The sequence below is a fragment of the Salibacterium salarium genome (assembly GCF_030813635.1).
Lineage (GTDB): Bacteria > Bacillota > Bacilli > Bacillales > Marinococcaceae > Salibacterium > Salibacterium salarium.
In genome coordinates this window covers 1,099,542-1,111,347 of the sequence record NZ_JAUSUM010000001.1, presented here as the reverse complement: position 1 = coordinate 1,111,347, position 11,806 = coordinate 1,099,542, and the positions used below count along the sequence as shown (strand labels likewise).

The window sequence follows — 11,806 nt, the reverse complement described above, 5'->3', positions numbered from 1 at the left end:
TATCAAAAAATCAAATGTGAACAGTACTTGACATTTATGATATCATAAACATTCGACATGATTCTATTCTATGTTCTGGAGGGCTGTCATGAAAAAACAAAGCCTTTTTTACGGTATTATTCTGGTCGGAATCGGCCTTCTCTTTTTATTACAACATTGGAATGTTGGTATCACAGCACGTTGGTTTGACTGGCCGACTCTTTTACTGATTACAGGTATTGCTTTTGTAGCTGAATCTGTTATTGGACGTTCGTCCCAATCTTTTCTGCCAGGAATTCTTATGCTGCTTTTCGGACTTCATTTTCATTTTTTAGAATGGTTTACGAATTGGCCAAATCACATTAGCATGTACACTGTATTAATAGGCAGTGCTATCCTGCTTAGTTATATAAAAACACGTACAACTGGCTGGTTCACCGGATTGCTACTACTTTTAATCGGAGCTGCCTCCTTTTATTCTGGGGAAATAGGGACATTAATTGGAGAATCTATCGTATCTTCCCTCCATCGTTTTGGCCCGTTGCTCCTCATCATTGTTGGTATTTATTTCATATTTAAAAAATAATCATAAGAGAATAATGACAATATAATTAAAATACCACGTTAAAAAACCTTATCCAAGCATTTTGCTCAGATAAGGTTTTTTATAGCTTTCCAACTGTCTTCTTTCCCATGGCCTGTTTCAGCAGAAAATAAAATAATCGAATCTGTTTTCTCCATTTCTAACGTTTCTTTTATTTGTTTCACATGCCTTGGACGTTTATTTTTTGATACTTTGTCAGCCTTAGTGGCAATAATAACAATCGGAAGATCAAAGTATTTAAGGTACTTGTACATTTGCACGTCCTCTGAACTAGGTAAGTGTCTTACATCAATAATTAATACAACACCCCGTAAACTTTCTCTTGTGGAAAAATAAGTTTCCATCATTCTTCCCCAGGCCGCACGTTCGGTTTTAGAAACTTTCGCATAACCATATCCTGGAACATCGACAAAGATATAGCGCCCCTCAATGTCATAAAAATTCAGTGTTTGCGTTTTTCCTGGTTTTGACGAAGTATATGCCAAGTTCTTCCTAGTTAATAACGTATTAATAAATGATGATTTCCCCACATTAGACCGACCGGCCAAAGCGATTTCCGGCAGTCCATTTTGTGGGTATTGTTCCGTGCTTACTGCGCTTATCATCAGTTCCGCCTGATTAACTTTCATTTTCCTCCCCCAATGCATGTGCTAAAACTTCATCTAAATGTGAAACAGCAATAAAGGTAAGGCCTTTTTTCACACTCTCTGGAATATCTTCTAAATCTTTTTTATTTTCTTTTGGAATGATAATTGTTTCCAGGCCGGCACGGTGAGCACTCATTGATTTCTCTTTTAAACCGCCAATTGGAAGAACTCTTCCGCGTAGTGTAATTTCACCTGTCATACCAACTTCTTTTTTTACGACTCGGCCGGTCAAGGCAGAAATTAAGGCAGTTGCCATCGTAATACCGGCAGAAGGCCCATCTTTAGGAGTGGCTCCTTCAGGTACGTGAATATGAATATCGTATTTTTCATGAAAATCTGGTTCAATTTTTAATTCATCTGAACGAGAACGTATATAACTGAAAGCTGCTTGTGCGGATTCTTTCATCACGTCTCCCAGCTTACCAGTCAAGGTCAATTCTCCTTTGCCTTTTGCTAAGGACACTTCAATTGATAGTGTGTTTCCACCTGCGGTTGTATAAGCAAGTCCTGTGGCAGCTCCTACTTGATCGATTTCTTCTGCTTTTCCATAACGGAATTTTGGCTTGCCCAACATTTCTTCCACCGTATTTTCGGTCACAATCACTCTTTTTCTTTCGCCAGAGATAATGCGTTTAACCGCTTTCCGGCAGACTGTCGCAATTTCTCGTTCCAAGCTTCTTACACCTGCTTCTCTAGTGTAATAGCGAATCAACTTTAACAGCGCATTATCTTTGACTTGAATTTTACCCTTTGTTAAACCATGTTCTTTTATCTGTTTTGGAAGAAGGTGATTTTTGGCTATTCCTTGTTTCTCCACTTCCGTATACCCTGCAATCGAAATGAATTCCATTCTATCAAGCAGAGGTTCCGGGATGGTTGACACGTTGTTAGCTGTTGTAACAAACATTACCTTAGAAAGATCATACGGTTCTTCAATAAAATGATCACTAAATGTATTATTTTGTTCAGGATCTAATACTTCGAGCATAGCCGACGATGGATCTCCACGAAAATCGCTCGCCATTTTGTCAATTTCATCAAGCAAAAATACAGGGTTTGTGGATTCTGCTTTTTTCATACCTTGAATAATACGGCCCGGCATCGCTCCAACATATGTACGGCGATGTCCGCGAATTTCAGCTTCATCTCTCACACCGCCGAGTGAAATTCGTACAAATTTCCGCTCTAGTGCACGTGCAATAGAACGTGCAAGTGAAGTTTTACCTACACCCGGAGGTCCAGTTAAACAAAGAATGGGTCCTTTCAGTGATTGTGTCATTTCCTGGACGGCTAAATATTCAAGCACTCGCTCTTTTACTTTGTCGAGTCCATGGTGGTCTTCATCAAGAATTTCTTGAGCGTGATTAACATCCAATCGGTCTTCTGTTTCTTCTGTCCAAGGAATGGCCACTAACCACTCGATATAGTTTCTAATAACAGAACTTTCCGAAGAGGATGAAGGCATTTTTTCGTAACGATCCAATTCTTTGTATGCCTTTTCCTCTACATTTTCCGGCATTGTAGATTGTTGGATTTTTTCTTTAAGTTCTTCTACTTCTCCAGTCTTTCCATCCTTGTCTCCGAGTTCTTTTTGAATAGCTTTCATTTGCTCACGAAGGTAATACTCTTTTTGCGTTTTTTCCATCGATTTCTTAACGCGCTGTCCAATTTTTTGTTCTAAACCTAGCACTTCTTTTTCATTGTTCAAAATTTCTAATATTTCCATCAACCTGTCTCTTACGGGTATCGTTTCGAGCAACTTTTGCTTTTGAGCTACCTTTAACGGCAGATGAGAAGAAACAACGTCAGCTAAACGTCCAGGCTCTGCAATATCCTGAACTGTTTGCAACGTCTCATTTGAAACTTTTTTAGAAATAGAAACATACTGTTCAAATTGCTCCATTACGTTTCGCATTAACGCTAACTCTTCTGAATCATTAAGGTTTTCGTCAGGATTCAATACTTTCATTTCCACTTCAAAATAGTCATCCCGCTCAATAAATTGACTAATCTCTGCACGACCAAGCCCTTCTACCAGAACACGAATCGTACCATTTGGAAGCTTAAGCATTTGCTTTACTTTTGCGAGAGTTCCAATTTGATACATATCATTTTCAGACGGATCATCTATAGATAAATCAACTTGACTAGTAAGTAAAATTTCACTGTCATCTACCATCGCTTGTTCCAATGCCTGCACTGATTTCTCTCTTCCTACATCTAAATGAAGAACCATAGTAGGAAAAACGAGCAGACCTCTTAACGGCAGCAACGGAATTCTTCGTGCGACTTCTTGTTCCACTGGAAAACCTCCATTATCTTTATTAAACTTATGTACCCTCATTTTAAAAGAGCGTAAGGGACGCTTTATTGAAAACGTGTCATGTTACACATTTTATTTTGTAAAAAGACCCGCTTTTCACCTATCCCTTTCATCAAAAGCGGGTCTTACCATTTATATTCATTTATATTAACAATTTTCTATTCCTTGTTCATTCTATCCTATTCGTCTTGTGTTTGTCTAATACCCAGCCCTGTGGGAAATGAGACAGCTTTTCTCATTGATTTATCCAAAGTCCACAGATTTTCCTGCCACGATTCTTCTTCGTTATCATCAACAAGAGCGGTTTGTAGCAAATCTTCCATGCGGGTGATTGGTAAAACTCGCACCCCCTTCTCGTAATGAAAAGAGGATTGATCATTATCTGCTGGGATAAGAACAAGAGAAGCTCCGGCTTTAGCTGCCGCTTCTACTTTTGCTGCTACTCCTCCTACCGGTTTTATATCACCATGAATCCCAATTTCTCCTGTTACTGCAACATCATTATATACTTTAATGTGTTTAATTGCCGAATAAACAGCAAGAGTAATGGCAGCCCCGGCTGAAGGTCCATCAATTGGGATGCCGCCTGGAAAATTAACGTGAATATCATAATCTTTGACAGGCAAATGCAAGGATTGAAGAACGGTCACAACATTTTCCACAGAGCTTTTAGCCAAACTCTTTCTTTTTGTGGAATAAGAAGGGGTTCCGTGATTCTCCTCTTCCACAATGCCCGTTACAATAACGTTTCCTGTTCCCTTTACTTTTTTCGCCGTTGCTTCTATTTCAATCAGCATCCCCATGCCCGCCTGCGTTACTCCAAGACCATTTACGACACCCACAGCTGGTGTATGTCGGACTTGTTTATCAAGACGCGGACTTAATCTGCTCGCTTGTATCACCCATTGCATATCTTCCTTCATAATATTATTTCTATTGTCCTCTTTCACAACTCCTGCAGCTATCTGCACGGTGTTAACTGCTTCACGGCCGTTATGCGCAAATTTTGATACCAATTCAACTGCTTCATCTGCTAATTCTACCTCACTTTTAGCTGCAGCATGCGTAGCAATCTCTCCTACTTCAGCTGCATCCAACCCACGGAAGTAAATTTCCATGCATCTAGAACGAAGGGCAGCTGGTAATTCTTCTGGCTGCCTTGTTGTTGCTCCGACTAAGCGAAAATCAGCTGGAAGACCATGTTTAAAAATGTCATGAATATAGGTGGGAATTTGATTGTTGGACTCACTATAATAAGCACTTTCTAAGAATACTTTTCGATCTTCAAGCACCTTCAACAGTTTATTTAATTGAATCGAATGAAGTTCGCCAATTTCATCAATAAATAGCATACCACCGTGCGCTTTAGTAACCGCACCTTGTTTAGGTTGCGGTACTCCGGCTTGCCCCATCGCACCTGCTCCTTGATAAATTGGGTCGTGGACCGAACCGATGAGCGGGTCAGCAATGCCACGGTCATCAAAACGGGACGTTGCTCCATCCATTTCTACAAACGAGGCATTCTTCTTAAAAGGAGACGCTGGATTTCGTTTTGCTATGTCAAGTACAAGTCGTGCAGCAGCTGTTTTTCCGATCCCCGGGGGGCCGTATATAATAACATGCTGCGGATTTTCACCACACAAAGCCGCTTTCAAAGCTTTTACCCCTTCTTTTTGACCGATCACTTCAGACAATATAGATGGTCTCACTTTTTCAGATAGTGGCTTGGATAACGATATCGAACGTAGCCGGCTTAATTGTTCTACTTCTTTTTTTGAATCTCGATCTACTGATACTTTTTGGGTACGTTGTTGTCGTAGCAAGTTCCAAAAATACATTCCGATGATAACACCAAAAACAAGCTGAATAACGAGAGCAATCATCATAAAATTCAATAGAAAAGACCCCCTTGAATGAATCCCATTGCTTGTAGTATGGATATCTTCTATAAAAAACATGCAAACAATGAACAATCACTTAAAAGGGGGATATAGAAAAAAGCCGCCCGGTATCATTACAAAACCGGGCGGATTATTTTATTCTATCAGGCGCTTTCTTTCGGTTCTTCTTTTTTATCTAAAAAAACTTCTTTTCCTTCGCTCGTCTTCAATACTGGAGACGCATCATCTGTTACTGCTTCTGCTGTAATAGTGCAACTCACTATATCTTCTTTATTTGGAAGGTCATACATTACATCAAGCATAATTCCTTCGATAATCGAACGAAGACCACGTGCACCTGTCTTACGGTCAATCGCTTCTCTAGATATTTCACGCAGTGCTTCTTCTGTAAAATCAAGTTCTACTTCATCCATTTCCAACAAACGTTGATATTGTTTAACGAGAGCATTCTTTGGTTGTGTAAGAATTTCAACCAATGCATCTTCATCAAGTTGGGAAAGACTTGAAATAACAGGAAGACGACCGATAAATTCTGGAATTAAACCATAACGAAGTAAGTCTTCTGGTAAAATTTGACTCATGTACTCATCAGTTTCCATTTCAACTTTTTCTGATTCGGAGCCAAATCCAATGACTTGCTTTCCAAGACGTTGTTTAACAATTTGATCAACACCATCGAAAGCTCCACCGCAAATAAAGAGAACATTGGTCGTGTCAATTTGAATGAATTCTTGATGAGGGTGTTTTCGTCCCCCTTGTGGAGGTACACTTGCAGTCGTTCCTTCTAAAATCTTCAGCAATGCCTGTTGAACACCTTCACCGGAAACATCCCTGGTGATGGAAGGATTTTCTGATTTTCTAGCTACTTTATCAATTTCATCAATGTAAATAATGCCTTTTTCAGCTTTTTCTACATCGTAATCAGCAGCTTGAATAAGTTTTAATAAAATATTTTCCACATCTTCCCCAACGTAGCCGGCTTCGGTTAAAGACGTTGCATCTGCCATCGCAAACGGAACGTTCAAAATACGGGCAAGTGTTTGTGCCATTAATGTCTTACCGCTCCCCGTCGGACCAATTAGACAGATATTACTTTTAGCAAGCTCTACTTCATCCTGTTTGGTCGATGTGTTTACACGCTTATAATGATTGTACACAGCGACAGCCAGTGAGCGTTTCGCACGCTTTTGTCCTATCACATAATCATCCAGTATTTCATTAATTTCATTTGGCTTTGGAATTTCTTCAAATTCCACTTCTTCTTCTGTTCCAAGCTCTTCTTCTACGATTTCCGTACAAAGCTCGATGCATTCGTCACATATATAAACACCAGGTCCAGCCACTAATTTTCTGACTTGGTCCTGCGTTTTTCCGCAAAAAGAACACTTTAATTGTCCTTTTTCTTCGTTAAACTTAAACATCAACTTCACCCCTTACATAAATATTGTACACGAATCTTCCGTTTTCAGTACACAAATAAGCCCTGAATTTTTGCGTATTTTTTGAGAAGCCTATTTGTTAGTGTACATGTCTTTATTATTATATGACCATGAACTGCATTGTATCATATAAACAGAACCGACATGAAATAATATGGAAAAAAGATATGTATATGCTTTCTATCCCGGCATAGGTCTTTGTAAACCCTTTACTACTTTCGATAGCTGATTGGTGAATTCCTTCTTTTTTCTAGTATTATAGAAAAACCCTAAAAGCCTTGAAACTTTTAGGGTTTGGTGAAGACTTACTCTTCTTCTTCATTTTCCTCAGACTTAGGAACTGTTTTGCTATGTTCTACTAAGAAATCAATTGCTTTTTGAACACGCAAATCACCTTTTAACGCATCTGTTCCACCTTGCATAGCAAGGAGTTGGCGAATTTCTTCTTTCTCGCGTTGATACGTTTCCGCCATCTTATCAAGTTCTTTTTCGACATCTTCATCTGAAGCTTCCACTTCTTCAGCTTCCGATACTGCTTCTAACGTAAGGTTCATCTTAACGCGCTTTTCAGCTTCGGATTTGAACTGTTCTTTCATGCCTTCTTCATCTGTACCAGCTACTTGATAGTACATATCCAAAGACATGCCTTGAGCTTGCAGACGTTGATCGAATTCCTGCATCATACGATCCGTTTCACTTGTAATCATAGCTTCCGGAATATCGACTTTCGCATTTTCAGAAGCTTTTTCTACTACTGTATCACGTTCATGATGCTCTTTTTCGTGCTCTTTATCATGCTTTAGCTTGTCCTTTTGTTTTTCTTTCAATTCAGCTAATGTTTCTACATCTTCATCCACATCTTTTGCGAATTCATCGTCGAACTCTGGCAGTTCCTTACGCTTAATGTCATGAAGTTTTACCGAAAAGACTGCTTCTTTTCCTGCAAGATCTTCAGAATGATACTCTTCAGGGAACGTAATAGTAATGTCTTTTTCCTCACCGGCTGTCATACCAACAAGTTGTTCTTCAAATCCAGGAATAAACTGGCCAGAACCGATTTCAAGAGAATAATTTTCTGCTTCACCGCCTTCAAAGGCTTCTCCATCTACAAATCCTTTGAAGTCCATAACGATGGTATCTCCCTCTTGAACTTCCCCTTCTTCAACAACAACAAGCTCTGCTTGCTGCTCTTGTAATTTGTTCAATTCTTCTTCGACATCTTCATCTGAAACAGAAGTATCAAATTCTTCTACTTCCAAACCTTTATATTCACCAAGCTCCACTTCCGGTTTCACGGTTACAGTAGCTTTAAATACAAGATTTTTTCCTTTTTCAATTTCTTCAATATCAATTTGCGGTTGGTCTACAGGGTCAATATTTGTTTCCTGGACTGCTTCAGAATAAGCATCCGGCAAAACAATATCCACTGCATCTTGATAGAGAGATTCTACCCCAAAACGTTGTTCAAACAACTTGCGGGGTACTTTCCCCTTACGAAAACCAGGTACGTTCACTTGCTTCTTTACTTTTTCAAATGCTTGATCCAGCGCATTGTCAAACGTTTCCGAATCGACTTCAACAGTCAACACGCCCTGGTTTCCTTCGAGTTTTTCCCAATTAGTACTATTGGCACTCATTTATCTTTCCCTCCAAGTTTCATAGGTTATATCCGTATTCACAACCTCCTTATTATAACATATCAATTATTCATTTCAATGAAAAATACCATAAGAAAGCCTGAAAGAACACAGATTATAACTCTGACAGTTTGGTTTTTAATTTATCATATTCTTCTCTTGTTTCACAAAAATTTTTTTCTAATATTTCATAATGACTGCATAAAAAAAGTACATTCACTTCCAGCCCTGATTGGTTTAAGGCTTCTGCGTGAATCACTGCTGCCAGCGGCTCCATTTGAACAGATGGCGGAAACGGATAATAGAACAATAAAATTTCTTTTAACAGATGAAGGGCATTTTTAAAAAGAACAGGATCTTCGTGAGCCAAACTATTTTCAAGTAGTTGCGATACTTTTATGTACGTCATACTTTCTTCTATAGCTGAAAGTGAGGTTGGCAAAAATTCGCCTTTACGATCGATTTTTTCGATCCATACATTTTTCTCTATATTCCAATCTTTCAAAAGGAACAATAACAATGTTTTTAACAAAGGCTTGCATTCTTCATCCGACAACATTTCTTCTATCACAGGCGTGACTTCTTCTGGATGTTGCTGTCTCATTTCGCTTAAAACGGCTAGTTTATTTTCGGACTCACGGTGTCTTTTTAACTCATTTTTCCAATCAATATCATGGTTGGATTCTCTGAATTCTGTGTTTTCATCGTTTGGAGTTTTTTCTACTTCAGCATTTGCCATATTACGAGACAATTCAAGAAGCTCAAACAATTGTTCAGCCATTCTTGCCGGAAAACGTTCTTCTGCCTGAACAGCTTCAAGCGTGTGAACAACTTTCTCATACGCTCCTAATTGAGCAAGAAGAGAAACATATACTTGGAGCACTTCAAAATAACTGCCTGTCGCTTTTTCCATCATTTTTTCAGCCCACTCACTGCCCTGCTTTAAACGTCCAGTCTCCGCATACGCCAACAGTAAACCATATGCCGCTTCTTCATGGTCATTATCATGTACCAACGCTTCCGAAAATAAGAAGACTGCCTTCTCTTTGTCTCCATTTTTTAACTCTTCTAATCCTTCTTTGGATAATTTGTTTGCTGATCCGGGGAAAGGGACGATGTTGCTATATTCATCTTCATCACTCATCCTCCATCCTCCTTTATACAGCACGAATGTGTGTAAAAAAGAAGGCAGCCACAGTACAGGCCGCCTTCCTGTATTAAACCTTCATCTTCTCTTCGTACTGATCAATCTTGTCTTCATAACGCAAAGTAATACTAATTTCATCCCAGCCGTTTATAAGCATTTCTTTGTAATACGAATCAATTTCAAAAGTTTCTTCAAAACCGTTGTTATCCTTAATCGTTTGATTAGGTAAATCAACTGTTACTTCATACTTGCTATCTTTCCCATTTTCCATGAGTTTATAAACTTTTTCTTCTGCTAAACGGATCGGAAGAATGCCATTTTTAAAACAATTACTATAGAAAATATCTGCAAAACTAGGAGCAATAATGACACGAATTCCATAATCCTGCAACGCCCAAGGAGCGTGTTCCCTCGAAGAACCACTGCCAAAGTTATGATCTGCAATTAATATGGAAGCAGCTTCAGCTTGCGGTTGATTTAATTCAAAATCAGGATTGTCGCTTCCATCTTCTAGAAAACGCCAATCAAAAAATAAATATTGACCAAATCCAGTACGTTCCACACGTTTTAAAAATTGCTTTGGTATAATTTGATCTGTATCCACGTTCACCCGCGGTAAAACGGCAGTATTTCCTGTGTGTACCACAACTGGTTCCATAACCTTCACCCTCTTTTCGTTTTAATTCGTAACTGTTTCGTCTAGGTGGCGAATATCTACAAAGTGTCCTGCGATTGCAGCCGCAGTTGCCATAGCCGGGCTAACAAGGTGAGTGCGTGCACCTTTCCCCTGCCGACCTTCAAAGTTTCGGTTAGATGTAGAAGCACAGCGCTCTCCTGCTGGAACAAAATCAGGATTCATGCTTAAACACATGCTACAACCGGATTGTCTCCAGTCAAACCCTGCTTCTTTAAATATTTTGTCTAGTCCTTCTTCTTCTGCTTGCATTTTTACTTGTTGCGAACCTGGTACTACCATTGCTCTTACACCATCAGCGACTTTTCTTCCTTCAGCGATTTTAGCTGCTGCGCGAAGATCACTGATTCGAGCGTTCGTACATGAACCTAGGAACACATGTTGAATAGAAATATCTGTCATTTTTGTACCTGGTTCTAAATCCATGTACTCTAATGACTGCTCAATAGCCTTTTTCTCAGCCCCAGTTTCTGCGTCTTCAGGATATGGAACCGTTCCATGAATTCCTACTCCCTGGGATGGATTTGTTCCCCATGTCACCATTGGTTGAATTTCCTCACTATCAATTTCTACAATGGCGTCATATTCTGCACCTTCATCTGTTGCTAGAGCTTTCCATTCTGCAACCTTTTTCTCGTAATCGTCCCCTTTTGGAACATTTTTACGTCCTTCCAAGTAGTCAAATGTTACTTGATCCGGGCTAATCAAACCTGCTCTAGCCCCAGCTTCAATTGACATATTACAAATGGTCATCCGCTCTTCCATGGTAAGACCACGAATAGCCTCTCCTGTATATTCCAGCACATATCCAGTTCCAAAATCCACACCGTGCTTTGCAATAACAGCCAAAATAATATCTTTTGCTGTAGCTCCAGGATTCAAGCGTCCATTCACTCGTACTTCCATTGTCTTTGGTGGAGACTGCCACAACGTTTGAGTTGCAAGCGTATGCTCTACTTCACTTGTTCCTATTCCAAACGCTAGAGCACCAAACGCACCATGGGTGGAAGTGTGACTATCTCCACAGACAATGATTTTACCAGGTTGAGTTAGACCTAATTCTGGTCCGATTATATGAACAATTCCGTTGTTAGGACTATCTAAGCCTGCTACTTCAACCCCGAACTCTTCGCAGTTTTGTGACAAAGTCTCCATTTGTTTTTTGGAAATTTCGTCTTTTATCGATGATCTGTTTTCAGTTGGTACGTTATGGTCCATTGTTGCAAACGTTAAATCCGGGCGACGGACTTTTCTGCCTGCAAGACGAAGTCCTTCAAAAGCTTGTGGAGAAGTTACTTCATGTACCATTTGCAAATCGACATACATCAAGTCCGGTTTTCCCTCTTCAGAAAGGACTTTGTGACTTTCCCAAATTTTCTCTACAATTGTTTTTGGTTTCATCTTACTTCCCTCGCTTTTTTCATATATTTTAAGT

The 11,806-nt window shown here is 39.5% G+C and carries 9 protein-coding genes; 1 reads left to right on the top strand and 8 read right to left on the bottom strand.

Translation table 11 applies throughout. From position 1 onward, the window contains the following. Positions 1 to 88: 88 nt before the first annotated feature. Complete coding sequence (locus J2S78_RS05315; protein ID WP_306896893.1) at positions 89 to 565, top strand: LiaI-LiaF-like domain-containing protein; 477 nt, start codon at positions 89 to 91, stop codon at positions 563 to 565. A gap of 65 nt (positions 566 to 630) precedes the next feature. Here J2S78_RS05315 and yihA read toward each other — a convergent pair whose 3' ends face one another. The 8 genes from yihA to leuC all read right to left on the bottom strand — a co-directional run bounded on the left by yihA (position 631) and on the right by leuC (position 11,772). Then, entirely contained in the window at positions 631 to 1,212 is a 582-nt protein-coding gene (gene yihA, locus J2S78_RS05310) for a ribosome biogenesis GTP-binding protein YihA/YsxC (RefSeq protein ID WP_125557011.1), read from the bottom strand. Next, a complete protein-coding gene (lon, locus tag J2S78_RS05305) occupies positions 1,202 to 3,532 on the bottom strand; it encodes an endopeptidase La (protein WP_306896892.1) in 2,331 nt (776 codons plus the stop codon). Before lon ends, yihA begins: the two co-directional genes overlap by 11 nt. A 200-nt stretch (positions 3,533 to 3,732) precedes the next feature. Continuing rightward, a complete protein-coding gene (gene lonB, locus J2S78_RS05300) occupies positions 3,733 to 5,448 on the bottom strand; it encodes an ATP-dependent protease LonB (protein WP_306896891.1) in 1,716 nt (571 codons plus the stop codon). 149 nt (positions 5,449 to 5,597) lie between these two features. Then, a complete protein-coding gene (gene clpX / locus J2S78_RS05295; RefSeq protein ID WP_306896890.1) occupies positions 5,598 to 6,875 on the bottom strand; it encodes an ATP-dependent protease ATP-binding subunit ClpX in 1,278 nt (425 codons plus the stop codon). A gap of 323 nt (positions 6,876 to 7,198) precedes the next feature. Then, positions 7,199 to 8,530: a trigger factor gene (gene tig / locus J2S78_RS05290; RefSeq protein ID WP_306896889.1), complete on the bottom strand. Its 1,332-nt coding sequence runs from the start codon at positions 8,528 to 8,530 to the stop codon at positions 7,199 to 7,201. A gap of 115 nt (positions 8,531 to 8,645) precedes the next feature. Continuing rightward, positions 8,646 to 9,674 (bottom strand): tetratricopeptide repeat protein, encoded by a 1,029-nt coding sequence (locus J2S78_RS05285; protein WP_306896888.1) that lies wholly within the window; start codon positions 9,672 to 9,674, stop codon positions 8,646 to 8,648. A gap of 73 nt (positions 9,675 to 9,747) precedes the next feature. Continuing rightward, entirely contained in the window at positions 9,748 to 10,335 is a 588-nt protein-coding gene (leuD, locus tag J2S78_RS05280; protein WP_306896887.1) for a 3-isopropylmalate dehydratase small subunit, read from the bottom strand. A gap of 21 nt (positions 10,336 to 10,356) precedes the next feature. Further along, on the bottom strand, positions 10,357 to 11,772 hold the full coding sequence (gene leuC / locus J2S78_RS05275; protein ID WP_306896886.1) for a 3-isopropylmalate dehydratase large subunit: 1,416 nt from the start codon (positions 11,770 to 11,772) through the stop codon (positions 10,357 to 10,359). Positions 11,773 to 11,806 lie beyond the last annotated feature (34 nt).

Bases quoted from the DNA above. Each gene is read 5' to 3' on its own strand.
- J2S78_RS05315 (WP_306896893.1), top strand. From the start codon at position 89: ATGAAAAAACAAAGCCTTTTTTACGGTATTATTCTGGTCGGAATCGGC.
- yihA (WP_125557011.1), bottom strand. From the start codon at position 1,212: ATGAAAGTTAATCAGGCGGAACTGATGATAAGCGCAGTAAGCACGGAA.
- clpX (WP_306896890.1), bottom strand. From the start codon at position 6,875: ATGTTTAAGTTTAACGAAGAAAAAGGACAATTAAAGTGTTCTTTTTGC.
- tig (WP_306896889.1), bottom strand. From the start codon at position 8,530: ATGAGTGCCAATAGTACTAATTGGGAAAAACTCGAAGGAAACCAGGGC.
- J2S78_RS05285 (WP_306896888.1), bottom strand. From the start codon at position 9,674: ATGAGTGATGAAGATGAATATAGCAACATCGTCCCTTTCCCCGGATCA.
- leuD (WP_306896887.1), bottom strand. From the start codon at position 10,335: ATGGAACCAGTTGTGGTACACACAGGAAATACTGCCGTTTTACCGCGG.
- leuC (WP_306896886.1), bottom strand. From the start codon at position 11,772: ATGAAACCAAAAACAATTGTAGAGAAAATTTGGGAAAGTCACAAAGTC.